Here is a 23,381-nt window from a genome sequence, read left to right as displayed (position 1 = left end):
GCCAGCCATGGTTCAGTTATCGACCTCAGGCAAAAATCCTTTAGTGACCGTTCGTCGCCCACGAGCGGCTCAGGGCAGCCACCCTTGTTGCCAGGCAACCAGCCCCTGCTCATCCAGCATCCAGCCGTCACGTACCACCTGCTGCAGCGCCTTGCCCTGCGCAGCAGACGCTTCAGGGTCAGACAAATGCATGCGAATGGCATCCACCCAGTCACGGTAGCGGTTCTTCACTCGCGTCACCGGTAGCTCCCCGACGTAGCAGCGCACGTCAGAGCAGACCACGGGATAACCGCAGGCGCCGTACTCAAGCAGGCGCAGGTTGCTCTTGCACTCGTTGAAAAGGTTTTCTTCGACCGGCGCCAGTGCAAGGTCCAGATTCAGCTCAGCCAGTTTGCGTGGATACCGGTTGATCGCAACACCCGGATGAAACTCGTGGACATAAGGGCGCAGGCTGTCGGGACACATGCCAAAAAACACCCACTCCACCTCAGCGGCCAGCTCTTTGACCACATCCAGAATCAGCTCCAGGTCTCCGGTGTGGCTGGAGCCCCCGGCCCAGCCCACTCTGGGCTTACGTGACTGCCCGCGCTGTGATACTGGCAGCTGGCCCCACCAGCGCGGGTCAAGCCGGTTATGTACGACCCGGATATCCGGATGGTAACCGCTGAGTGCTTCGGCCAGCGGCTCGGTGGACACCACAAAGCGGTCCACCAGCGACAGGCCGCGCTTGAGTGAGCGTACGATGTCCTTCGGCATCTTACTGCGATGGGCACTCTTCATCGGCAGGTTGGGCAAATAGTCGTCCAGCTCATAGACCTTGAAGGCCGATGAAAACGCCTTCATGCGGCGCATGGCTTCCAGCCGCTCGTCGCCAATCTGGCGCTGCAGGATGACCACATCTGGCGAATAACGCTCCAGATCCACCGCATGCATCAACCCCTGAGAGAGTGCCCCATCCACCAGTCCCGCCTCACTCAGCGCGTTAAACGGCTGAATGACGCGATAGTGTCCGCAACCGAACACGTCGGCAGGATGCGCCAGCACAACCGGCTGGGGGCGCCAGATATCCAGCGGACGCCAGGAAATCTGCGGATCGGTCAGCTGAAAGCCGCCCTTTCGCACCAGAGAGAAGTTAGCGTTGTAGGCAGCATCGCGCGCCAGACGGGGCAGCCAGCGCTGATAGAGTGCATCCTCGACCTCTACCGCCATACCACCCTGCTCTCGGGCATGCAGCAGCGTCGCTGACGGTGTCCAGACCAGCAGATGACCGCTGTCGGCCAAGCGCAGGCAAAAATCGATCACCGCCGCCTGGCCATCCAAGGCGCCCGCATCCAACCCACCCAGATCAACGTAGACGGATTTACGCACCAACAGACAGGCATCGCCAAGGGCACTGGGGTTCTGGTCTACCTGCAAGCGCTGCATATAACCGGGCGCATCGGACGACTCACCGACAAAGGGACTCGACGCTGGCCCGCGCAAGCCGAGGACCAGGCCCGCATGGGTAATCTGGCCTTCAGAGTCGACCAGACGCGGCCCTACCGCCCCGACCTCGGGGCGCAGCGCGTGGTTCATCAGGGCATCCAGCCAATGGGAATCCAACACCGCTACCTCAGCGCGCAGCAGCAACAGGTAATCGCCCTGACTGTTCAGTGCTGCCTGGTTGCACAGCTCGCTGTAGGTCAGGCACTCGGGCGTACGCAGCACCTTGAGCCGCTCGCTGCCCATACCTTCTACCGACTGCAACCACTCACGAGTGGCAGCCTGCTCACTGGCGTTGTCGATCAGCAAAATTTCATAATTCGGATAACGGGTCTGCTCCAGCAGACTCATGACACAGCGTTGCGCGGCAGCCATCTGATCCTGCACGATAACCACCACCGAGACCAACGGCAGCTCAACATGGCCGTAATCAACGCGATACTGGCCGGGCCTGACCGCCTGCACCTGCGCGTGCTCGTAGCCACGCGCCTGCACGTGACGCAACACAGCGGCACGTTCGGCAGCCGAGTCACTGAGCACCGGCGCGTCACTGAGCACCAGCGGCTCAGCCACGTGCCCCAGCCCGATGGCGCCTTGCTGATTGATCAGGCGGAGAATGGCGTCCAGCTCGATGATCTCGTCTGCATCCTCGGCAAAGCCGCCCAAAGCCAACAGCGCTTCACGCCGGAATAGCCAGTTGGCCGATAGCCCACGCGGAAAGCTGAGCAGATAGTCGAGGTTAAAGTCAGGGCGCAGCGCAACGCCGTAGTCGCTACCGTCCTGACGGAACAGCGCATCGGCAAAAATGGCGCGGCAATCGGGGTTGGCCAGCAGCTCTAGGGACAGCATCTGCAGCCCGCTGCTGACCAGTTCCTCCCCTGCCCGCAGCAACATCACCCAGTCGCCGTCCAGCTGGGCCAGCAGCGCATTGAGCTGAGCCGGCCAGCCTTGCGCGGAACAATGGGTCCAGGGCATGGTCGACGCTGCGGGTGCGGCATCGACGCTCATCACCTGCATGTCGATATTGCCGGCGTCGACCTGCACGACAAGCGAGTCCAGCGACTGCTGACGCAGAGCTGCATCGCCCGCCAGATCCAGCAGTATCACGGTCAAGCGCGCGCCATCGTCGCGGTGCGCCATCACGTAGTCGTTGGCCAGGCGCTGCTGCGACGCGGTCAGCTTGCGCGCCGACAGCCAGGTGCGCACCGGCGTTGGGTCACCCTTGGCGACCACACCCAGGCTGCGCAACTGGACAGCTCTGCCCTTGCGCACCCGTTCGCTGCCCAAGTCGGAATGGCGCCGATACATTTCCTGATACAGCGAGGCAAAGCGTTCACGCTCGCGACCAAGCATATGGTCGTCGCCGGCACTCCCCCCCTCACGGGTACGCACCTCGGCGGTAACCTTGGGGACATGGACCAGCGGGTAGCGCGCCGCCAGACGCAGCAACAGATCCCAGTCCTCAAAGGCCGTCAGCCCAGTATCGAACTGCCCAACGCCTTGCAGCAGAGCGCGCGGGTGAGCCCAGGTGTTGACGGGGATGTAGTTGTAAATGAACAGCTGCTCACGGTCGTACTGCTCGGGCCGGAGCGGCGTTTGCCGGGACAGCTCGACTCGTGCGCCGTCTTCCACGCGCTCGGTGACAGTCTCGACATCCGTGTAAACAACGGCATCACCAGCGTCTTCAAAGGCGCCGGCCAGCGTTTCCAGATGCTGCGGCGCATAAAAGTCATCGTCGTCCAGATAGCAGACGTAACGGCCCCGAGCCAACGCCAGGCCGGCGTTGCGCGCAGCCGACAGCCCTTGATTGCGCCCCTGATACAGATAGGTGAGCGGAAAGTCGAAGCCCTTGAGCAAGGCCTCTACCGGCTCGCCGTGGTCGTTGACCAGAATAACCTCAAAGTCACGCAAGGTCTGAGCCGCTACGCTGCGCAGCGCATCCAGCAGCATCGCCGGCCGGTTGTAAGTAGTGAGGATGATCGAGAACAGGCAGCGGTCGGTGTCGGCGGCGACTGAGAAACCAAACAGCTGGCCACGCACCCGATCGATATCGTCCCGGTACTTATTGAGCACCTCGGCCGAGAAGCGCGACATGCGTCCCTCTACCAATGCCCACACCCGCTCGGCGGCAGCTTGCAGACGCGGCTTGACCTGCGGGTCTGCGAGGTTTAGCTCGAGAATATGCAGGTGCTCCCACAGCGGCCGCTCCGAGCGATAAAAGTCTTGGGACACCTGATTGCCATGAATACGGTAACCAACCGACGCACGCCGTACGAAGGCAAAATCAGGATTATGGCGCGCCACCCTGATCCACAGCTCCCAATCCCCTGCCAGCATGCCTTCCTGGGCATACACGCCCTCAGACAGACGCATGTCATCCAGCATGCTCCGCCGCAGCATGACCGTAGACGGGGTGATGTAGTTGTCGAAGGTCAGCAGGTCAACGACCTCATCGCGTCCACCCGAGTAGGAGCGCGCAGGATGCCCGCGATGGTCAATATGCTGCAGGACCTTGCCGGCCTCGTCGATCCAGGTGCACTGGGTATAGGCCAGCGATAACTTGGGGTCGGCGTCCAGCGCCTCGACCAGTGCGCTCAAGTGGCCAGGATAGAGAATATCGTCAGACCCCAACACCACGACATAGCGGCCGGTGCCGCACCGGACGCATTTATTGAAGTTGCCAGTCTGGCCCAGGTTTTCAGCGTTGACCTCCAGCACCAGCCGAGGGTCTGACTGGTAGCGCCGCACTACCTCAAGGGAGTCGTCGCTGGAACAGTCATCCACGATGATCAGCTCCAGCGCCACATCCTGCTGGGACAGCACCGACTCGATGGTCTCGCCAATGAAACGGGCGTTGTTGTAAGACATGACAACAACGGAGACTGCTACAGGGGTTTCAACGTGCATGGGATTTCCTGATTGGTGGCCTGCCTGCTCGCCGCGCGTGCGGTCCCTCAGGTCATTGGCCATGGTCACGGCGCGGCGGCACGGGCCGCCGTGCAAAACTGGTCATAGTCGCGGAAGTAGTCGGCCTCATCGTAATAGGCCGAGGCCAACACCATGCACACGGAGCCGCCAGAAAAGTTATCCATCTCCCGCCACACCATCGGCGTAATCAGCAGACCGTAATGTGGCCGTGCAAGATGAAACGTCTTTTTCTCGAATCCGTCATCCAGGGTGATGTCGAAACTGCCCGACATGGCAACAAGCAACTGGTAAAGCCCACGATGAGCATGCCCACCGCGGTGCGAGCCGGCAGGTACGTCGTAGAGATAGTAGGCTCGCTGAATCTCAAAGGGCACATGGCGCCCCCCTTCGACAAAGGTAAGATTGCCTCGCTGATCGTGCACTTGCGGCAACTCTATGAGACGACAGTCTTGGATCGCCATGGGTTGTTCTTCCTTTTGGTTATGCGCGCCAAGCGGCCCCTGTAAAGCTGTTACAGGCATCTATTACCTGCTGCGTGTCCACCCCAGCATAAATGGGCAGACTCAGCACCGTATCTGCCAAGTTCTCTGTCAGCGGCAAGGGGCCGTGTCTGAGTCCGACATAGGCACCCTGACGGTGAGGTGGTATCGGATAGTGAATAAGACTGCCAACGCCCGCCGCAGCCAGATGCTGCTGCAAGCGGTCGCGCTGCTGGCAGCGCACCACATACAAATGCCAAGCGTGTTCATTCAGCGAACCCTGCGGTGAGAGCAACGCCGGATTGACGATACCCTGCCGATAGGCCTGCGCAGCATCCCGGCGACCTTGCAGCTCATCTTCAAGTGCAGCCAGCTTGATACGCAGTATCGCAGCCTGCAGCTCATCCATGCGACTGTTGCAGCCCTGCATCGGGCAGACGTACTTCTCGCTGGAGCCATAGTTGGCCAGCGTGCGCACCACCTCCGCCACACGCTCGTCTGACGTCAGCACCGCGCCGGCATCCCCCATCGCCCCCAGCACCTTACCGGGATAGAAACTGAACCCCGCGGCGTCACCCCAACTGCCAGCGCGACGACCATCCAGCGTGGCGCCGTGGGCCTGGGCGGCATCCTCCAGCACCAGCAGGCCCTGCTCCTGCGCCAGCGCCATCAGTGCTGGCATATCAACCAGCTGACCATACAGATGCACGGCAATGATCGCTCGGCTGCGCGCGCTCAGCGCGCTGCGTACGCCATCAACGCTGATGTTGAAAGACGCAGCATCTGGCTCCACCAAGACAGGCACCAGCCCATTGGCACTGACCGCCAGCACCGTAGCGATATAGGTATTGGCCGGTACTATGACCTCATCACCATCGCGCAACAGTCCCAGCTCTTTCCAGGCGCGGAGCACCAGGGTCAGGGCATCCAGACCGTTGGCCACCGCCACCGCGCAACTCGCGCCGCAGTAGGCTGCGAATTCGCGCTCAAAGCCGGCGGCCTCTTCGCCAAGCAGGTAATAACCCGACGCCATCACCCGCTCCATGGCCTGTTGAATAGCCGGCAGAAAGGGGGCGTTGAGTCGCCGTAGATCAAGAAAGGGTACGCGTAACTCAGCCATCAGACAGAGCGATCCGAGGCCAGGCGCACACGCACTGCAAGATTCGCCAGCAGCTCGGCTGGCAATTGCTCCCCCACCTCATTGAGCCCGGCGATCAGCGCATCGCTGTAGTCCAGCATCATTGAGTTGGGCAGGGTTTTCAGAAAGAACCCTTTGCTTTCAATAACCTCAAAGCCACCGGCCTGGAGATCGGCAGTCAGGCCAGCAAGATCATAAACCCGCTGATGCCCCACCACCTTGTCCCGCGCACTCAGGGTATCAAGCTCCGGTTGCAACCCCATAAGCACCGCCAGACGACGATGCAGGGATTCGCGATTAGGCACAACGATGATCATCTCAGAGTCGGGCCCCATCCAGCCGGCCATGTGCTTAAGCAGGCTGACCGGGGCATCGACGTGCTCAAGCACATGCAAAGCCAGCACCCGGTCGTACGGCTGGTCGACGTGATGTTGCTCGAAAAGCTGATGTAGCACGTCAACCTGCGGATGCTCGGCGCGCACTTTACGCACCAGACTTTCCGCGCCCTCAAGCACGCGATAATGCTCCACCAGAGGACTCAGGCGCGCCAGGGTGATGCCATCGCCATAGCCCAGCTCCAGAACATTGCTCGCGCCCTGCAGATGCCCGGCAATCCAGTCACAGCAATAGTGCTGACAGGCCGTCTCGATAAAGCGGTCGGGCACGTCCTCGCTCAGGTGGTAACTCTGCGCAATCTGCTCGAGGCCTTGCAGTGAGTCGCTCATGACTTGCTCCCGCTCCGGGCCAGCTTCAGCCCCTGGATAATCTGATCATTGAAAGAAGACACGCCCATGCCCAGCAGGCCGGCAGTCAGGTCCACTCCCGGCCAGTCGGCAGCGGCCTGGCGCAGCAACGCGCTGTAGTCCAGCAGCGCCTGATCAGGGAAAGGCAAGGCGCCGTCTGCCTGAATGCGGCGCAACACGCGAAAATCCTCGGCATCCTCAATAACGCCCAGTGCGACCAGCTCCTGGCTGACACACTGCAGTAAACCCGCCTCGTCCTGATCAGGGTAACGCTGCGCCGCATAGGCCGGATTGAACTCTACCGTGACACGGCACACCGGCGCCTGTGTACCGGCAGCCACGTCCTGATTGCTCAACCGATAAATTGCCCGTTCTGCGTCCAGCACCAGCAAACAGCTATCGAGCTGACGCAGCTTTTCGCGCTCAATCAGGCCAAACAGAATGCAGACCGACGCCCCCTTGGGCGGCGCGTGGGCGACACCCAGCAATTCGCCAGCCCGCGCCTGCGCCAGCCCCATGACAACCCTGGGGGCGGCCCACTGCTGGCCGTCACCCATGGTGACGAGCAGTCCATTGTCTACAACCGCCAACGCCTGCACGCTGTCGTCCACAATCTGGACACCAGCCTGATGCATAGCATGGAGCAGTTCTCGAACCATAGCGCCGGTAAAACCCTCACGGGCGGCGCGGAAGGGATATTCAGGCAAACCTGAAACATCGCCCCGCACCGCTGCCTGCAACGTCTGCGGGTAATACAACGGAAGCCAAGCCAGCCGATGCCAGGGGGCAAGGATGTCTCGCGTTGAGCGCTGGGTAATCTTGCTGGCCAGCAGTTCGAACAGCGCATGCAAAGGCTCGCCGTGATTTGCCAGGGAGGCCTCGGCATAACCGATCCCCTGATAGTCGACGGCCAGCTTGCGCGACGCGTGCAAGGGCCCCGGATCGGGCAGCGCCAGCAGGGCCTGGGCAAGGTCAGCGCGACGCTCGCTGGAGGCGAAGTAATCCAGCCGATTGGCAATTACAAAGTCAGGGTGACGCTGGCCGTCCAGATAAACCGACGGCGTCGGCACCGGGACCGTTTCCACCAGTTGTGCGACGTAGTCGCTGACCAGCCGGGCAAAACGCGCGGAATCGTTGCGCTGCTCAGGGTTGTAGCTGTCAACGTCCAGTGCCTGCTCACCACGCTGCACCTGCTCGAACAGCACCATGCCGATATCAAAGTCATGGTTCTCCACCCGCATGCCGGTGAAGTGCGCGCCGGGGCGCTTGCCATCGCCGAGCATGACAACCGACTGGCCCTGTGCTGCCAGCTCCCGCGCAGCGACCATCAACGCGAGATTGTTGCCCAGTAAAATGACATCAACTGCGTGTGGCATTGGCATAAATCTCCGAGCCGAATTCGGGTAACCGCCGACACAGCTTGAACAGCCCCTCAAGGTGCGCCTCGCTCAGCACCCCCTGCTCGCACAACTGCTGCATCTGTGCATGGGTAAAGGGCTTGATGAAGAAACTGCCACTGTCCTGAACGACAAACCCGGCAGATTCAAGCAATGCCTTCAGTGAAGCCTGACAAAAGGTACTGTGCTGCTGCATCCGCGCCTGGGTTGCCGAACGCTCAAACGGGTCGGCAATCAGGCCCATTTCCACCGCCAGCAGTCGGTGCAGTGAGTAGGCGTTCGGTACGTTGACGTGCACCAGCGTCTCGGCGTGGCACAGCTCGCGTACAGCTGAAAGCAGCACCTGCGGATTCTCGACCTCGTGCAGCAGGCTGCTGACGATGATCATGTCCGGTTTTTGCTCGACCTGTGCAACCGCCTCTTCCAGCCGTTGCTCGATGACTCGCACCCGCCCGTCATCGCCAGCAAGTTGACGCGCATGGGCGGCAAACTCACTGGCCGGCTCGACCACGGTGAAGGAGCTAAAGGCCTCCACCTCGCAGAACAGCGGACGCAGGCCACAGCCGACTTCCAGCACATGCTCGGGCGCGCGAGCGGCCAGTTGCGCCAGCACCACGCGCCGGCGGTAGCCAAGCTGCGTCGCCTCAAAGGGCAAGGCATGATAGTCCTGCTGATACTGCTGCAAGTCACGGCTCAAGGATCTTCTCCAGTCTGAATTTCAATGATGCCTCACAGCCCAGGCCGCGCTTGAAACGAATCAGCCCATGATTGGCCTGCCCCTCATCACTGGCCGTGCCAATGTCCAGCAAGGCAATGCCCCTGTGCTGACAGTCGGTATAGATGGCATCCGCCAACAGCGTGACAGGACTGTAACCGGAGAACTGGGCATCGTCTCCCCAGTAAAAGACGTAAAGCACCGAAGGCGAGAGCTGCAGACACAGCGCCGCCGCGGCGAGGGTGTCGCCAGCATGGCAGCCGTACAGCAGCACCTGATCCGCAAACAACGCTTGCATCTCAGACAGTTGCGGCAGGCTCATGGTCATGGGGTAGCCCTTGCTCTGTCGATTGCGTTGGATTACCTCGTATACTGCCTCCAGCAAGCCAGGCCCCATTGGCCCTGCGCTGAAACCTTCACGCGCGCATTTGTTCAAGCGCTTACGGTTGGCATAATTCAGCCGCTGCGACAGCGGCCGCTCATCCACGCTAATGGCGTAATTCACATCACAGAGGGTTTCGCTGAAGCCCAGCGAACGCAGTACAAAATGCTGCTCGGCCACCCGTTCATCGACATGCGCGGCTGGTGGCAACAGCAATTCCAGGCGCCGGATACCCTGCTGCTGCAAAAAGCGCATCACCTCCAGCAAAAAGGCCTCCAGCTCAGGTAGCGCCACGTCCTCAAAAAAGCTGACAGCGCCAAAGGTGCCGCGCCGCGGTGAGCGAACCTGCGCCTCAGCAACTTCGCTGACATGCAGGCACATGGCAACCCGGCCCTTGAGCATCCACTGAAAGTAGAACGCGCACTCAGGCGCATGCAGCCGAAAGAACGCCTCGGAGTTGAACAGCCGATCCTGCGGCTGCGGCTCGAACCGATTGACGCTTAACACGTCTGTCCTCCAGTAATGCCTTTACATCGCCCGTTCATCTACCAACAATCCCTGAGTGTGTACAAACAACACCGCACCTGACCAAAACCTGACGCCAGACGCTCGATTCCGTAAAGGAGGCAATTATCTTGCCAGCCAACCAGCACCCTCGCCCCCTCAAGCTCCTGATCACCGGCGGCGCCGGTTTTATTGGCTCTGCTGTGGTTCGCACCCTGCTCACCAGTACAGAGCATGAGGTACTGAACGTCGACAAACTGACGTACGCGGGCAACCCGGAGTCGCTGGCCCCGATAGAGCAGTCACCCCGCTACCGCTTTGCTCGCCAGGACATCGGCGACCAAACGGCGATGAGCGCGCTGCTGCACGACTTTCAACCAGATATTGTCATGCACCTGGCCGCCGAATCTCACGTTGACCGCTCCATCGACGGGCCGCGCGAATTCATCCAAACCAACATCGTCGGCACCTATAGTCTGCTGGAGGCCTGCCGCGAATACTGGCTAAGTCTGCCAGCCGAGCGCCGCAAAGCCTTCCGCCTCCATCATGTGTCTACCGACGAGGTGTACGGTGACCTTGAGGGCGAACACGATCTCTTTACCGAGACCACCGCCTACGCGCCCAGCTCGCCCTACTCTGCCAGCAAGGCGGCGTCAGATCATCTGGTGCGTGCCTGGCAGCGCACCTTTGGCCTGCCCGTGGTGGTGACCAATTGCTCCAACAACTACGGGCCTTATCACTTTCCGGAAAAACTGGTACCACACATGATCCTCAACGCCTTGCAAGGCAAACCGCTGCCGGTTTACGGCGACGGAGGCCAGGTGCGTGACTGGTTGTACGTCGAGGATCATGCCCGCGCGCTGATCGAGGTAGCCACCCGCGGCGCCGTGGGTGAGACCTACAACATTGGCGGGCACAACGAGAAACGTAATATCGAGGTCGTCGACACCCTGTGCCGGCTGCTCGACGAGCTGGCGGCGGATGAGCGCCCGGCAGGGCTTGCCAGCTATCGAGAGCTAGTCACCTTCGTCAAGGACCGGCCGGGGCACGACCGCCGCTACGCTATTGATGCGTCAAAAATACAGCGCGAGCTTGGCTGGACACCGCAAGAAACCTTCGAGAGCGGCATCCGCAAGACAGTGGAATGGTATTTGCTTAACCGCCAGTGGTGGCAGAACGTGCTCAGCGGCAATTATCAGTTGGGGCGCTTGGGCCATACTCTGGACTGACTCCAATAACAGGATGCAACCATGAAAGGCATCGTACTGGCCGGCGGCTCGGGTACCCGGCTGCACCCAATCACCCGTGGCATCTCCAAGCAACTGCTGCCGATCTACGACAAGCCGATGATTTACTACCCGCTGTCGGTACTGATGCTGGCCGGCATCCGTGAGATTCTGATTATCTCCACCCCGCACGACCTGCCCAACTTTCGCAACCTGCTGGGCGATGGCAGCGACTTTGGCATCCACCTCAGCTACGCCGAACAACCCTCTCCAGACGGTCTCGCCCAGGCCTTTCTGATTGGTGAGGAGTTCATCGGCGACAGCAACGTGTGCCTGATTCTGGGCGACAACATCTTCTACGGCTACGGCTTCAGCGCCATGCTCAACGAAGCGGCCCAGCGCAGCAGCGGTGCCACCGTATTTGGTTACCACGTGAGCGACCCCGAGCGCTTTGGCGTGGTCGAGTTTGATGACCAGGGCATGGCGGTATCGATTGAAGAAAAGCCGGTTCAGCCCAAATCCAATTACGCCGTGACCGGCCTGTATTTCTACGACAACGACGTAATCGAGATCGCCCGCGGCATCAAACCATCGGCCCGGGGCGAGCTGGAAATCACCGACGTCAACATGGCGTATCTCAAGCGCGGCGACCTCAACGTCAGCCTGCTGGGGCGCGGTTTTGCCTGGCTGGACACCGGCACCCACGACTCGCTAATGGACGCCAGCTCCTTTGTACAGACCATCGAGGCGCGCCAGGGCCTGAAGGTTGCCTGCCTGGAGGAAATTGCTTACCGCCAGGGCTGGCTCAGCGCTGAGGCCCTGCGCGCCGAGGCCAGCGCGCTGAGCAAGACCGGCTATGGTCAGTACCTGCTGCGTCTGCTGCAGCAGGACGGCAAGCCATGAAGGTACGCGAAACCGCGCTGCCCGGTGTGCTGATTCTGGAACCTCGGGTGTTCGGCGACAGCCGGGGCTTCTTTATTGAAACCTTCCAAACCGAGCGCTATGCCGAGCTGGGCATCACCCAGCCATTCGTGCAGGACAACCACTCACGCTCGGCACGCGGTGTGCTGCGCGGCCTGCATTTCCAGCGCAACCGCCCGCAGGGCAAGTTGGTGCGCGTCAGCCGTGGCTGCGTGTTCGACGTGGTGCTGGATATCAACCCGGACTCACCAACCTGCGGACAGCACGCCTCGGCCATTCTCTCAGACGACAACCACCTGCAGATGTGGGTGCCGCCGGGCTACGCCCATGGTTTTTGCGTGCTCAGCGAAATAGCCGACTTCGAGTACAAATGTACCGACTTCTACCAACCGCAGGATGAAGGTGGTGTGCTCTGGAATGACCCCGCGCTGGCTATCGACTGGCCCGTCAGCGATCCGAAGCTATCTGACAAGGACCGCCAAAACCCCAGGCTGCAAGCACTGTTGGAAGGCGGGCAGTGCTGATGCGTGTTCTCGTCACCGGGAGCAGCGGCCAGGTCGGCCACGCCCTGCTCGCCTGCCAGCCGCAAGGCATTGAGTGCCTGGCACCCAGCTCCCAGGAGCTGGACCTGAGCGAGCCGCAGCAGATCAGCCAGTTGCTGGGCCACTGGCGGCCCGAGCTGATTATCAACGCCGCAGCCTACACCGCCGTTGACCGCGCCGAGAGCGAGCCCGAACGCGCCTTCGCCATCAACGCCAGCGCCGTCGAGCACCTGAGCGCCGCAGCCAACGCCATCGGGGCGCGGCTGTTTCAGTTATCCACCGACTACGTTTTCCCCGGTGACACAGCAGCCCCTCTGGCAGAAAACGCCCCCTGCAAGCCGCTCAACGTCTACGGCGCCAGCAAACTGGCTGGCGAGCAGGCGGCACTGAGTTTGGGCAAGCAAGCGCTGGTGCTGCGTACCAGTTGGGTATTCGGCGCGCACGGCGGCAACTTCGTAAAAACCATGCTGCGCCTCGGCGCCGAGCGCCAGCAACTGGGTATCGTCTGCGACCAGACAGGCGGCCCAACGCCAGCACAGGCCATCGCCCACACCTTATGGAAGCTGGCAGAGCAGCCCGGCGCTCACGGGCTCTTTCACTACAGCGGCAACCCGCCCTGCAGCTGGTATGACTTTGCACAATGCATCTTCGCCAACGCGCTGCAGCTAGGCCTGCTCAAGCAAGCGCCAATACTCTCACCGCTGACCAGCGCCGAGTACCCCACCCTCGCACAACGCCCCGCGTCGGCGATCCTGGACTGCACGCGCCTGCAGCGCGAATGCGGTATCCCCCAGCCTGACTGGGCCAGCGCGCTGACCTCCTGCCTGCAACAGATGACAACCCCGTGAAGATCGCCTGAACGGTGACCCGGTGACACGTCGCTGTCATCTGTCTGGGTTTAGCTGGTGTCGACTCCGACCTGCGCGCCATCGGCGTGCGCTGAACGACTGACACCGAGGTGCCCATGTACGCTGAGAAAGCCGTTATTCGCGTGCACCGTGACTTGAAGGTGCACACCTGGTTTTACCCCAACCCCGAGACCGATGCGACTATCATTCTGGTCAACGGCTCGCTGGCGACTGCAGCCTCCTTTGGCCAGACCCTGCGCTACCTGCAGCCGCTGTTCAACGTGGTGCTATTTGACCAGCCCTACAGCGGCCATTCGCGAGCCCACAACCCCAGTCTGCCGCTGATTGGCAAGGAAGACGAAGCGCTGATTCTGCTGGATCTGATTGAGCACTTTCGCGCCGACCACCTGATGTCCTTTTCCTGGGGCGGCGTAGCGGCGATGCTGGCGCTGGCCCAGCGCCCTGCGCGGATCCGCCGGGCGCTGGTGACCTCCTTCGCCCCGGTACTCAACCCGGCCATGCAGGACTATCTCGCGCGCGGCAAGACCCACCTGGCTGCCTGCGACCGCCAGGCCGTCGGTGAGCTGATCAACGAGACGATTGGCGAGCACCTGCCCTCGCTTTACAAGCGCTGCAACTTCCGCCACGTCAGCAGCCTGGAGGAACACGAGTACAGCCAGATGCTATTCCACATCCGCCAAGTGCTGGAACTGGATGCCGACCAGTACATGCGCTGCGTGAGCAATATCGATATTCCGCTGCTGTTTATCAACGGCGAATGGGACAGATACACCGGGCCGGCCGACGCGCGCCACTTCGCTGACCTGGCACGCAACGCGCGCTTTGCCAGCATTGCCCACACCGGGCACTTTCTGGATATGGAGCACAAGACCGCCTGGCAGGACATGCGCGCGGCGGTAGAGGGCTTTGTGCTGCAGCCAGAGGTGTCCAGCCAGCAGCGTCTTGCGTTGGCAGGCTGAACGAAAACCCCCGGCGCAAGGCCGGGGGCTTCAAGCACAGCCGAGTGTTACGGGTTCATCGAGTCGAACACGGTCTTCTCGTCGCTGGCCGCTTGCGCACGCAGGCCGATCAGTTGCTTGATCTTGCGATGCGGGAAGACATAGAACTGGTCATCTTCAACGGCCTTAACCGTCATTTCCGCGATATCAGACGCTTGAATCTTGCCCTTCTGAATAGCGGCCTTGGTCAACTCGGCGCGCTTGAGCGCAGTTTCGCTCAGCTCGACGGTGTCACCCTTGTCAGCCGGACGGTTGCGCGCCGACTCGTGAATACCGGTGGGGAAAAAGGCCGGACACAGACAGGTCACACCAACATTCGCGTCGGCATCGCGCAGGTCCAGCGCGAGGGTTTCGGACAGCGCCACAACCGAGTGCTTGGTGACGTTGTAAACAGACATGTTCGGACCATTGACCCAGCCAGCCGCCGAGGCAGTATTGACGATATGGCCTTCACCCTGGGCGATCATCATCGGGGTAAACACCTTCACACCCCAGACCACACCATACAGGTTGACACCCATGACCCATTCCCAATCATCAACGGTGTTTTCCCAGGCTGCGCCGCCGACACTCACACCTGCGTTATTGAACAGCACATGCGCTGCGCCAAAGCGCGAGGTGCACAGCTCGGCCAGCGCCTGCAACTGCTCCAGCTTGGAGACGTCCAGACGCATGCTAGCGCTTTCGGTGCCAGGGCTCTGGGCCTCAACAAGGCGCAGGGTTTCCTGCATGCCCGCTTCATCTACGTCACCCAGCACCAGCTTCATGCCACGTGCCGCGCAGCACAGCGCCAGCTCACGCCCCAGACCGCTACCACCGCCGGTGATAACCGCCACCTTACCCTGAAGTTGTTGCATGCTGTGCCTCCTCCCCTGTCTGCGTGATGGGCAGACTGAATGAATATAAGTTGAATGAATAGCATGCCGCGCGCCCCCCTCCGCCGCCAGCGCTATCGGCGTGCTTGATCGCTCGGCAGCAATCCGGTTTATGAACCCTGAACCATGTCCTATAGTTCTAGGGTCAGTTGACGTTTCGTTCACCCGTCTGCCGGCGGCCATTTGTCTGCCAGGCAAGGCGGAGCAAGTGCTGTTCGTTCTACACAAGCGACCGGCAAGGCAGCATGACCGAAAATGGCCTCGGCCCTGCGGATGGGGCTGCCGAGGTGGGGCCGCCGAGGTTGCGCCTGTAAAGCCGTCATTCGGCGTCGCTCGTCGCTTATCTGGAATGACCACAAGAACGCCGGCAGCGTTTTTGCGCGCCAGCCCCGAAGGGATGAAGCGCAGGGACGCGCTGAACAAACTCCGCCCTTTGATTGGCCGGCTTTACAGACAGCAGCAGGCGGACGCGCGAAACGTCAACAGCCCCTAGAACGCGCTGACTGCACAAGGACGAGAATCATGCTACGCGTCACCACCCTTTCCCTGCTTCTGCTGGCCACCAGCATCGCGGCGGCGGAACCTCTGCGCCTGAATACCGATATTTTCCCGCCCTATCAGGTGCGCGAGGGCGACCACCTGAGCGGCAGTTCAATCAAGGCGCTGGGCTGCATTTTCGACGCGCTGGACATCGCCTATCAGATCCGGGTGCTACCCTGGGAGCGAGCCGTTCAGGAGGTAAGCGATGACAAGGCCGACGGCTTCTTTTCAGCCACACGAATGAACCGCGCCAACCATTTCGCCACCTTGTCGGCGCCGCTGGCCTTGGAAAAATGGTACTGGTACAGCAATCACGACGGGCCTCTGCAGCCGACTGAAGGGCGGACACCGCTGCGGGTCGCAGGCATTCGCGGCAGCAACGAAGCCAACTGGTTACGCCAGCACGGGTACCGCGTGGACCCGCTGGTCGGCAGCACCGGCCAGCTGCTGCAGTTACTGCAGCGCGACCGCATTGACGCGTTTCTGGCTGACCAGCAAACGCTGCGCATCGAACTGACACGCCAACCCACAATGTTGCGCCCGCGCCACGCGCGCTTCCAGCAATACACCACGCTGGGCGTCTATTTCGCCAACCGTTATCTGCAACGTCACCCCGGCTTTATGGAGCGGTTCAATCAGCAGGTGTTTAACTGCCTGCCCGAAATCGGCGTGCTGCATGCCAATGAACGCCAGCGCCTGCAAGAGCTCTACAACCTGCTGTTTGCCGCTTGGCGTGAGGAGCCCCGGCTGATCGATGCGGTCATGCTGCACAATAGCCAGCACAGCCAGCTATCGCTGCCGCAGATTCACTCGCGAGACCAGCAATGGCAGCAAGAACGCGACGAGGGCGGCGGCCCGCTGATTGATTCCGTTATGCAAAACCCCGTCGCCGATTGGCTGCGCGCACGACAACAGGAGCACGACGAGCTGGTCAGTGAAATCCTGCTGACCGACCAGCAAGGGTTGAACGTAGCCACCAGCAACCTCAGCACCGACTACTGGCAGGGAGATGAAACCAAATTTGCCGAACCCTTTTTTGCCAGCGAAGGGCAGCCCTATATGGGGCAACTGGGGTACGATCAATCCACTCGCCGCTATCAGGTGCATATCAGCAGCGGCGTCCGTAATCCACACAGCGGAGAGGTCATTGGTGTGCTAATTATCGGACTTGATATCGAACAAGCCTTGCGCATGGAAAAAGCGCTGCACAACGGAGCCCCAGCGCATTGAAACACCTGTTTTTATTGCTACTGGCTGGCGCCATAGGCGCCTGTGCAGTGCCCCCGCCCGTGCCGCTGGACAGCGCGCTGGCGCGCGTCACGTTGGAGACCGAGGCCGGCAATCGGCTGCACGCCGAGCGACTGGACGGCGAACCGGTGCGCAGCTTGCGTTTTCCCGACCTGCCCGCTGGCGCCCACCAGCTGCAAGTACGTTTTCTGTTTGAAGTGACCGGCGGTGGCGGCGAGGCCAACGGTGGCTTCAACAACGGCGAACGACGCTGCATCCTGGCCATCGACTACCCTGACTTTCAGGCAGGCAAGCGCTATCGCATTCATGCCTCGCGCCGTGGCTGGCGCCCGGCCGGCTGGCTGCTGGACGCTGACACCGGGAGCAAACTGGCGAGCGCAGAAGAGGTACGTTGCGGGCCCGGCGTCTAAATCCAACCTACGCGCCGCCACTGCGCCAACCACTGCAGGTCATCACTGGTCTGCCCTGCCGGCCGGTATTCGGCAGCCAACCAGCCCTGATAGCCCGTCTGCTGCAACGCTGCCAACGCAGATGCGTAGTCCATTCCGCCGGAACCCGGCGCGCCGCGACCCGGTGCATCGGCAAACTGCACATGACCAATCCGGCCTGCCAGGCTGGCAATAGACTCGGGCAGCGCTTCGCCCATGCGCGCCATATGGTAGAGATCAAGCTGGGCATGGCAGTTGGGGTGGTTAACCTCGGTTACCAACTCCGCCAGTTCGGCTGCCCCGGAGACCAGAAAGCCCGGCATATCCAAACGATTGATGGCTTCACAGCAGACCCCGACGCCCAGTTCATCGAAGGCATCAGCGGCGCGCCGCAGGTTGGCCACCAGACACGCCAGCGCAGCGGGTCGCTCAACATCCGCTGCCAAACGGCCCGGCAGCACGTTGATACGCTCAGGCCGAGCCACCGTCGCGTAGTGCAGCGCCTGTGCCAAAGCGGCGTCGAATTCCGCCTGCCGCGCAGGGACAGCGGCCAGCCCGGCACCGCCCTGCATAAAGTCACCCGCCGGCAGGTTTATCAGTACCAGCGGCAGCTCGGCGGCGCCTAACGCAGCGGCCAGCTCGGCGGCCGGCGTCTCATAGGGAAACTGAATTTCCACGCCGGCGAACCCCGCCTGGCGCGCAGCGTCGATCCGCGCCAACAGCGGAAGCTCGGTAAACAGCAAGGATAGATTGGCAGCCAGCGGCCAGCTCATGGTCTTACCTCCACGAAAAGGGCTTGCCAGTGTACGGGATGCGCTCTCACAACAGCCAAACCGTTGCTTCGCCTCCGGCGTTTTTTTCACTACACTGCGCTCACGCCTCGCCCGAGTGGACCCTCGGGCCCGAGTCATCCGCTATTGAACCGGAGAAAAACCATGTCCACACGCAATCGCCCCGTGGCGCTGCTGGCAGGCCTGTGCCTGTCTGTCGCCACCCTGTTCACCGCCACGGCCCAGGCCGAGACCACCACCTTGCGCGTCTCCGCCATCCCCGATGAAGCGCCTACCGAGCTGCAGCGCAAATTCGAGCCGCTGGGCACCTATCTGGAAGCTGAACTGGGCATGCCCGTGGAGTTTCAACCGGTATCCGACTACGCTGGCGTAGTCGAAGCGCTGGCCGCCAAGCGCCTGGACCTGGCCTGGCTGGGTGGCTTCACCTTCGTACAGGCCAAGCTGCGCACCGGCAACGCTATCCCGCTGGTACAGCGCGAGCAGGACGAAGTCTTCACCAGTACCTTTATCAGCGCTGATCCCGGCGTTCAGAGTCACGCCGACCTGGAAGGCAAGAGCTTTGCTTTCGGCTCGGTGTCCTCCACCTCCGGGCACCTGATGCCGCGCTACTTTCTGCAGCAGGACGGCGTTGATCCAGACGCCTTCTTCAGCCGCGTCGGCTTTTCCGGCGCCCACGACGCAACCGTAGCCTGGGTCGAGTCCGGCAAGGTGGATGCTGGCGTGCTCAACTCCTCCGTATGGGACAAGCTGCTGGAAGAAAACAAGGTCAACACCGACAAGGTGCGGGTCTACACCACCACCCCGACCTACTATGACTACAACTGGACCGTGCGCGGCGACCTGGAGCCCGAGCTGGTTGAGCGCATCAAGGCCGCCTTCCTGGCATTGGATCCGGCCAACCCGGACCACAAGGCCATCCTTGATCTGCAGCGCGCCTCCCGCTTCATTGCTACCGCGCCTGAAAACTACGACGGTATCGAACAAGCCGCCCGCGCTGCCGGCCTGCTGGAGTGAGTCTGCGCCTGTCCGGGATGAGCTATGTTCACCCCAACGGGCAGCGGGCACTGCACGACATTGACCTGCACCTGGACGCCGGCGAGCAGGTGGCCATTATTGGCCCCTCGGGCGCCGGCAAAACCACACTGCTACGCCTGCTGGCCACCAGCCTGCAGCCAACCAGTGGCAGCCTGACGCTGTTGGACCAGCAGCCGGTCAATTTGCACGGCCGCGCCCTGCGCCAGCTACGCAGCCGCATCGGCCTGATTCACCAGAGCCCGCCACTGCCGCCGCGTCAGCGCGTGGTCACCGCGGTACTGGCTGGTCGACTAGGTCAGTGGTCTCTAGCGCGCACCCTGATCTCGCTCTGCTATCCGCTGGACGCCGCCGGCGCTGAGCGCGAACTCGCACGTCTGGACCTGGCCGACAAGCTGTTCCAGCGCTGCGATCAGCTATCTGGCGGCCAACAGCAACGTGTCGGCATCGCCCGCACCCTCTACCAGCAGCCTGATCTGCTGCTGGCTGACGAGCCGGTGTCAGCCATGGACCCGGTACTGGCTGACCACACCCTGGCATTGCTCGGAGAGGTGGCCCGCGAGCGCGGTGTGCCGCTAATAGCCAGCCTGCATGCGGTAGAGTTGGCGCTGCGCCACTTTCCGCGGGTACTGGGCCTGCGCGATGGCCGCGTGCTCTTTGACAAGGCCAGTACGCAGGTCAGTCAACAGGATCTGTCCGCGCTCTATACCAATGCCAGCCTGAGCACCGCCACGCCACCGTCAGACAGCCAGGTCGCCACTGTGCGGCCCGGCCGCTGCTGAGCCACGCCGCATGATCCGTCAGGCCCATCGCTGGCACCCCCGCGACCCAGCCGCCCTGCCCAGAGCGCTGATCACCCTGCTGCTGATTGCGCTGTTATGGCCCGGCCTGCAACTGACCGAGTTCCGGCCGCAAATACTGTTCAACAGCCAGAGCCTGGACACCATGGGGCGCTTTCTCGCAGGTTTCTGGCCACCAGAGCGCGAGCCTGACTTTCTGCGCCTGTTGGCCAAGGCCACGCTGGAGACCCTGGCCATGGCCACCGCCGGTATGACCCTGGCAATGCTGCTGGCGATACCGGCGGCGCTGCTGGCGACCCGGGCGCTGTCTATTTCACAGCTGCTGAACGGTCGTGCCGGACTGGCCGGTCGGCTGCTGCGCTACCCCGTGCGCCTGTTGCTGATGGTACTGCGCAGCATCCCGGAGATTGTCTGGGCACTGCTGTTCGTGCGCGCTGTGGGCCTGGGGCCAACCGCCGGAGTACTGGCCATCGCCATCACCTACAGCGGCATGCTGGGCAAGGTCTACGCGGAAATTCTGGAATCGGTCGACCCGGCACCAGCGCGTGCCCTGCTGCTCGGCGGCAGCTCACGTCTGGCAGCGTTCTTTTATGGGCTATTGCCCAATGCCGCCCAGGAGCTGACGTCCTATACCCTGTACCGCTGGGAGTGTGCCGTACGGGCCTCGGTGGTCATGGGCTTTGTCGGCGCAGGCGGCCTGGGGCAGATGATCGACCTGTCGATCCGCATGTTTGCCGGCGGCGAGGTGGTGAGTATCCTGATTACCTTCTTGCTGCTTGTGCTGCTGGCAGATCAGATAAGCCTGCTGCTGCGTCGGAGGCTGGCATGAGACGCACGCTGGGCAACCTGCTGACCCTCGGCCTGCTGCTGGCAGCGGTGCTGGCCTCGTTCATCTGGCTACAGCTTGATTTGAGCGCCTTGCTAACAGCAGACGGTCGAAGCCAGATGTACAGCTACGCGGCGGCGTTCTTCCCACCCAACACCAGCCCTGCCTGGCTGGCCAAGCTGTGGCACGGCGCGCTGGAAACCCTAGCCATTTCCGCGATTGGCACGCTGCTGGCTGCCATCTTCGGCGCTCTGCTCAGCCTGCTGGCGGCCGGCCGTATGGGCGGCGCAGCCCGCGCGCTTTGTCGTCTGCTGCTCAACGCCCTGCGTTCCGTGCCCGAACTGGTGTGGGCCGCACTAATGGTGCTGGCTGCCGGCCTTGGCCCCTTTGCCGGCACCCTGGCGTTGGCGCTGCATACCACGGGTGTGTTGGGCCGGCTGTTTGCCGAGGCGCTGGAAAACACCCCATCCGCGCCAGCACAGGCGCTGCGCGACGCTGGCGCCGGGCGTGTTGCAGCCTTTCTCTATGGCACCCTGCCCGGCGTGCTGCCGCAATGGCTGTCCTACAGCCTGTACCGCTGGGAGAACAACATTCGCATGGCCGCGGTGCTGGGCTTCGTCGGCGCCGGCGGGCTCGGTCAGATGCTGCACGTCACCCTCAGTCTGTTCCAGCAGTCGAAGGCGGCAAGCGTGATCATTGCGATGCTGGTGATGGTGCTGCTGGTCGACGCGCTGAGCGGCTGGATTCGCGCCAGACTGGGGTAGTTAGACCGCCCGCTCCTGCACCAGCACCCAAGGACGGATCACCACCGCCCACAGGGTATTGGGCTGTCGCTCGGCCCAATCAGCGGCCTGGCTGTCACTGGCAACCTGCAGTTGTCCGGCATCCATCCAGCCCTTGATGGTCTCGCTGTTGTCTTCCATCATCGCCGCCGCTACCGCCACCAGATCCAGCTGTGGCGCTACCGCGAGCAAATCACCACGCGCGAAATGCGGCTCCAACACACTCCATTCAATTTGAGCGGTAGCACCAAGAATGGCCGCGTAGGCCTCGTCCGAGACTGTCATGCCGTTAAAACTCCCCTTGTGTTCGGGCCGAAGCATACAAGGGATGCCCGGATCAGCGCCACAGCCAGCCCCGCTGTGGCACCTTTGCGCAAACGCAAGATCGCCGGAAAAGGGTAATGTGAACGTGAACATGTCGTCATACAGACAGAATATTGCAGTTTACGGACATAGCTTCAGATTGTGCACGACCGGCTTTCCCAGCTGGCTCAGCGGTTGCTAAACTGCGCCGGTACAGTTCCAAGCACCGTTTGTATTAACAACCAATAAAGTACGAGCCAATACGACTTCGGCATAACAACACAAGCGAGCAGATGACATGAAAATGGCACACAAGAAAGCACTTTCCCGGATGATCGCCGCCGCCGCACTGGCGGGCGCCAGCAGCTGTGCGCTGGCTGCCGACACCATCAAGATCGCGCTGGCCGGCCCGGTTACCGGCCCGGTTGCCCAATATGGTGACATGCAATTCATCGGCGCCAAGATGGCCATCGAGCAGATCAACCAGGCCGGCGGTGTGAACGGCGCTCAGCTCGAAGGCGTGGTATTTGACGACGCCTGCGACCCGAAACAGGCTGTCGCCGTCGCCAACCGCATCGTCAACGAGGGGATCAGCTTTGTCGTTGGTCACCTCTGCTCCAGCTCCACCCAGCCGGCTTCCGACATCTATGAAGAAGAAGGCATTCTGATGATCACCGCGGCGTCCACCAGCCCGGAAATCACCGAGCGTGGCTACCAGATGATTTTCCGCACCATCGGCCTGGACAGCCTGCAAGGCCCCACCGCCGGCAACTATATTGCCCAGCAGGTCAAACCAAGCAAGGTTGCGGTCATCCACGACAAGCAGCAGTACGGTGAAGGGATTGCCACTGCCGTGCGTGAGGTACTGACCCAGGCCGGCATCGATGTACCGGTGTTTGAAGGTATTACCGCCGGCGACAAGGACTTCTCGGCCCTGATCGCCAAGCTGCGTCAGGAAGGCGTTGATTTCGTTTACTACGGCGGCTATCACCCGGAGCTGGGTCTAATCCTGCGCCAGGCCGCCGAGCAGGGTCTGGACGTTGGCTTCATGGGGCCAGAGGGTGTGGGTAACACCGACATCTCCGCCATTGCCGGTGACGCCTCCGAAGGCCTGCTGGTGACCCTGCCCAAGGCATTTGACCAGGACCCGGCCAACGCCCACTTGGTTGAGGCCTTCAAGGCCAAAAACGAAGACCCATCCGGCGCCTTCGTTTTCCCGGCTTACGCCGCCGTGCAAGTCATTGCCGACGGCATCAAGCTGGCCGACAGCACCGACACCGAGGCCGTCGCCGAAGCCCTGCGCAGCAACAGCTTCGAGACCCCCACCGGTACTTTGGCCTTCGATGAGAACGGCGATCTGAAAAACTTCAACTTTGTCGTCTATGAATGGCACGCCGACGCCACCAAGACCGCAATGACCGAGTAAGCAAGA

22 protein-coding genes are annotated in these 23,381 nt (G+C 61.9%); 12 read left to right on the top strand and 10 right to left on the bottom strand.

All coding sequences use genetic code 11. The features are described from left to right. Positions 1 to 69: 69 nt before the first annotated feature. The 7 genes from HV822_RS14675 to HV822_RS14645 form a co-directional block, all read right to left on the bottom strand. Positions 70 to 4,389 carry a glycosyltransferase gene (locus tag HV822_RS14675; protein WP_238870896.1) on the bottom strand — a complete coding sequence of 1,440 codons (4,320 nt, stop codon included), beginning with the start codon at positions 4,387 to 4,389 and terminating at the stop codon, positions 70 to 72. Between the two features lie 65 nt (positions 4,390 to 4,454). After that, positions 4,455 to 4,871 (bottom strand): sugar 3,4-ketoisomerase, encoded by a 417-nt coding sequence (locus HV822_RS14670; protein WP_238870895.1) that lies wholly within the window; start codon positions 4,869 to 4,871, stop codon positions 4,455 to 4,457. A 19-nt stretch (positions 4,872 to 4,890) separates the two neighbouring features. Beyond that, positions 4,891 to 6,009, bottom strand: a complete 1,119-nt coding sequence (locus HV822_RS14665; RefSeq protein WP_238870894.1) for a DegT/DnrJ/EryC1/StrS family aminotransferase — start codon at positions 6,007 to 6,009, stop codon at positions 4,891 to 4,893. Beyond that, positions 6,009 to 6,752, bottom strand: a complete 744-nt coding sequence (locus HV822_RS14660) for a class I SAM-dependent methyltransferase (RefSeq protein WP_238870893.1) — start codon at positions 6,750 to 6,752, stop codon at positions 6,009 to 6,011. Before HV822_RS14660 ends, HV822_RS14665 begins: the two co-directional genes overlap by 1 nt. Next, positions 6,749 to 8,146 (bottom strand): hypothetical protein, encoded by a 1,398-nt coding sequence (locus HV822_RS14655; protein ID WP_238870892.1) that lies wholly within the window; start codon positions 8,144 to 8,146, stop codon positions 6,749 to 6,751. The genes HV822_RS14660 and HV822_RS14655 overlap by 4 nt, the downstream gene beginning before the upstream one ends. Then, positions 8,130 to 8,864, bottom strand: coding sequence for a class I SAM-dependent methyltransferase (locus HV822_RS14650; protein ID WP_238870891.1), 735 nt, complete (start codon positions 8,862 to 8,864; stop codon positions 8,130 to 8,132). The genes HV822_RS14655 and HV822_RS14650 overlap by 17 nt, the downstream gene beginning before the upstream one ends. Further along, positions 8,854 to 9,771, bottom strand: coding sequence for a GNAT family N-acetyltransferase (locus HV822_RS14645; RefSeq protein WP_238870890.1), 918 nt, complete (start codon positions 9,769 to 9,771; stop codon positions 8,854 to 8,856). Before HV822_RS14645 ends, HV822_RS14650 begins: the two co-directional genes overlap by 11 nt. Before the next feature lie 128 nt (positions 9,772 to 9,899). Here HV822_RS14645 and rfbB point away from each other — a divergent pair, with 128 nt between their 5' ends. The 5 genes from rfbB (at position 9,900) to HV822_RS14620 (ending at position 14,285) form a co-directional block, all read left to right on the top strand. Continuing rightward, positions 9,900 to 10,997 (top strand): dTDP-glucose 4,6-dehydratase, encoded by a 1,098-nt coding sequence (rfbB, locus tag HV822_RS14640; protein WP_238870889.1) that lies wholly within the window; start codon positions 9,900 to 9,902, stop codon positions 10,995 to 10,997. Between the two features lie 21 nt (positions 10,998 to 11,018). Then, positions 11,019 to 11,897, top strand: coding sequence for a glucose-1-phosphate thymidylyltransferase RfbA (gene rfbA / locus HV822_RS14635; protein WP_238870888.1), 879 nt, complete (start codon positions 11,019 to 11,021; stop codon positions 11,895 to 11,897). After that, positions 11,894 to 12,439 carry a dTDP-4-dehydrorhamnose 3,5-epimerase gene (rfbC, locus tag HV822_RS14630; RefSeq protein WP_238870887.1) on the top strand — a complete coding sequence of 182 codons (546 nt, stop codon included), beginning with the start codon at positions 11,894 to 11,896 and terminating at the stop codon, positions 12,437 to 12,439. The genes rfbA and rfbC overlap by 4 nt, the downstream gene beginning before the upstream one ends. Continuing rightward, a complete protein-coding gene (gene rfbD / locus HV822_RS14625) occupies positions 12,439 to 13,305 on the top strand; it encodes a dTDP-4-dehydrorhamnose reductase (protein WP_238870886.1) in 867 nt (288 codons plus the stop codon). The genes rfbC and rfbD overlap by 1 nt, the downstream gene beginning before the upstream one ends. 116 nt (positions 13,306 to 13,421) lie before the next feature. Continuing rightward, positions 13,422 to 14,285: an alpha/beta fold hydrolase gene (locus tag HV822_RS14620; protein ID WP_238870885.1), complete on the top strand. Its 864-nt coding sequence runs from the start codon at positions 13,422 to 13,424 to the stop codon at positions 14,283 to 14,285. Positions 14,286 to 14,332: 47 nt separating this feature from the next. Here HV822_RS14620 and HV822_RS14615 read toward each other — a convergent pair whose 3' ends face one another. Beyond that, complete coding sequence (locus tag HV822_RS14615; RefSeq protein WP_238870884.1) at positions 14,333 to 15,181, bottom strand: SDR family NAD(P)-dependent oxidoreductase; 849 nt, start codon at positions 15,179 to 15,181, stop codon at positions 14,333 to 14,335. A gap of 273 nt (positions 15,182 to 15,454) precedes the next feature. On the opposite strand from HV822_RS14615, the gene HV822_RS14610 reads away from it, so the two are divergent. Beyond that, positions 15,455 to 16,969, top strand: coding sequence for a transporter substrate-binding domain-containing protein (locus HV822_RS14610; RefSeq protein ID WP_238870883.1), 1,515 nt, complete (start codon positions 15,455 to 15,457; stop codon positions 16,967 to 16,969). Positions 16,970 to 17,016: 47 nt separating this feature from the next. Next, the gene (locus tag HV822_RS14605; RefSeq protein WP_238870882.1) at positions 17,017 to 17,397 is read left to right on the top strand and encodes a PA0061/PA0062 family lipoprotein; all 381 of its coding nucleotides are present in this window, start codon (positions 17,017 to 17,019) and stop codon (positions 17,395 to 17,397) included. Here HV822_RS14605 and HV822_RS14600 read toward each other — a convergent pair. Next, positions 17,394 to 18,188 (bottom strand): hydroxypyruvate isomerase family protein, encoded by a 795-nt coding sequence (locus tag HV822_RS14600; protein WP_238870881.1) that lies wholly within the window; start codon positions 18,186 to 18,188, stop codon positions 17,394 to 17,396. The two genes, HV822_RS14605 and HV822_RS14600, sit on opposite strands and share 4 nt — an antisense overlap. Before the next feature lie 162 nt (positions 18,189 to 18,350). Here HV822_RS14600 and HV822_RS14595 point away from each other — a divergent pair, with 162 nt between their 5' ends. From HV822_RS14595 to phnE, 4 genes are read left to right on the top strand one after another with little or no spacing between them, the layout of a single operon-like run. Further along, positions 18,351 to 19,220 (top strand): putative selenate ABC transporter substrate-binding protein, encoded by an 870-nt coding sequence (locus HV822_RS14595; protein ID WP_238870880.1) that lies wholly within the window; start codon positions 18,351 to 18,353, stop codon positions 19,218 to 19,220. Continuing rightward, entirely contained in the window at positions 19,217 to 20,020 is an 804-nt protein-coding gene (locus HV822_RS14590) for a phosphonate ABC transporter ATP-binding protein (protein ID WP_238870879.1), read from the top strand. The genes HV822_RS14595 and HV822_RS14590 overlap by 4 nt, the downstream gene beginning before the upstream one ends. A 10-nt stretch (positions 20,021 to 20,030) precedes the next feature. Further along, complete coding sequence (locus HV822_RS14585; RefSeq protein WP_238870878.1) at positions 20,031 to 20,867, top strand: PhnE/PtxC family ABC transporter permease; 837 nt, start codon at positions 20,031 to 20,033, stop codon at positions 20,865 to 20,867. Further along, a complete protein-coding gene (gene phnE / locus HV822_RS14580; protein WP_238870877.1) occupies positions 20,864 to 21,628 on the top strand; it encodes a phosphonate ABC transporter, permease protein PhnE in 765 nt (254 codons plus the stop codon). Before HV822_RS14585 ends, phnE begins: the two co-directional genes overlap by 4 nt. Here phnE and HV822_RS14575 read toward each other — a convergent pair whose 3' ends face one another. Next, positions 21,629 to 21,931: a DUF2288 domain-containing protein gene (locus HV822_RS14575; protein WP_238870876.1), complete on the bottom strand. Its 303-nt coding sequence runs from the start codon at positions 21,929 to 21,931 to the stop codon at positions 21,629 to 21,631. A gap of 316 nt (positions 21,932 to 22,247) precedes the next feature. On the opposite strand from HV822_RS14575, the gene HV822_RS14570 reads away from it, so the two are divergent. Then, positions 22,248 to 23,375 (top strand): branched-chain amino acid ABC transporter substrate-binding protein, encoded by a 1,128-nt coding sequence (locus tag HV822_RS14570; protein ID WP_396264899.1) that lies wholly within the window; start codon positions 22,248 to 22,250, stop codon positions 23,373 to 23,375. Positions 23,376 to 23,381 lie beyond the last annotated feature (6 nt).

The organism is Halopseudomonas maritima, assembly GCF_021545785.1.
Lineage (GTDB): Bacteria > Pseudomonadota > Gammaproteobacteria > Pseudomonadales > Pseudomonadaceae > Halopseudomonas > Halopseudomonas maritima.
Note: the sequence above shows the minus strand (reverse complement) of the source record. Positions and strands in the feature narration are given on the sequence as shown.

What these genes read in the sequence shown, in the direction of transcription:
- HV822_RS14570 (WP_396264899.1), top strand. Translation starts at nt 22,248, where the DNA reads ATGAAAATGGCACACAAGAAAGCACTTTCCCGGATGATCGCCGCCGCC.
- rfbA (WP_238870888.1), top strand. Translation starts at nt 11,019, where the DNA reads ATGAAAGGCATCGTACTGGCCGGCGGCTCGGGTACCCGGCTGCACCCA.
- HV822_RS14655 (WP_238870892.1), bottom strand. Translation starts at nt 8,146, where the DNA reads ATGCCACACGCAGTTGATGTCATTTTACTGGGCAACAATCTCGCGTTG.
- HV822_RS14675 (WP_238870896.1), bottom strand. Translation starts at nt 4,389, where the DNA reads ATGCACGTTGAAACCCCTGTAGCAGTCTCCGTTGTTGTCATGTCTTAC.
- phnE (WP_238870877.1), top strand. Translation starts at nt 20,864, where the DNA reads ATGAGACGCACGCTGGGCAACCTGCTGACCCTCGGCCTGCTGCTGGCA.
- HV822_RS14660 (WP_238870893.1), bottom strand. Translation starts at nt 6,752, where the DNA reads ATGAGCGACTCACTGCAAGGCCTCGAGCAGATTGCGCAGAGTTACCAC.
- HV822_RS14575 (WP_238870876.1), bottom strand. Translation starts at nt 21,931, where the DNA reads ATGACAGTCTCGGACGAGGCCTACGCGGCCATTCTTGGTGCTACCGCT.
- rfbC (WP_238870887.1), top strand. Translation starts at nt 11,894, where the DNA reads ATGAAGGTACGCGAAACCGCGCTGCCCGGTGTGCTGATTCTGGAACCT.
- rfbD (WP_238870886.1), top strand. Translation starts at nt 12,439, where the DNA reads ATGCGTGTTCTCGTCACCGGGAGCAGCGGCCAGGTCGGCCACGCCCTG.
- HV822_RS14615 (WP_238870884.1), bottom strand. Translation starts at nt 15,181, where the DNA reads ATGCAACAACTTCAGGGTAAGGTGGCGGTTATCACCGGCGGTGGTAGC.
- HV822_RS14665 (WP_238870894.1), bottom strand. Translation starts at nt 6,009, where the DNA reads ATGGCTGAGTTACGCGTACCCTTTCTTGATCTACGGCGACTCAACGCC.
- HV822_RS14620 (WP_238870885.1), top strand. Translation starts at nt 13,422, where the DNA reads ATGTACGCTGAGAAAGCCGTTATTCGCGTGCACCGTGACTTGAAGGTG.
- HV822_RS14585 (WP_238870878.1), top strand. Translation starts at nt 20,031, where the DNA reads ATGATCCGTCAGGCCCATCGCTGGCACCCCCGCGACCCAGCCGCCCTG.
- HV822_RS14610 (WP_238870883.1), top strand. Translation starts at nt 15,455, where the DNA reads ATGGCCTCGGCCCTGCGGATGGGGCTGCCGAGGTGGGGCCGCCGAGGT.
- HV822_RS14595 (WP_238870880.1), top strand. Translation starts at nt 18,351, where the DNA reads ATGTCCACACGCAATCGCCCCGTGGCGCTGCTGGCAGGCCTGTGCCTG.
- HV822_RS14670 (WP_238870895.1), bottom strand. Translation starts at nt 4,871, where the DNA reads ATGGCGATCCAAGACTGTCGTCTCATAGAGTTGCCGCAAGTGCACGAT.
- HV822_RS14600 (WP_238870881.1), bottom strand. Translation starts at nt 18,188, where the DNA reads ATGAGCTGGCCGCTGGCTGCCAATCTATCCTTGCTGTTTACCGAGCTT.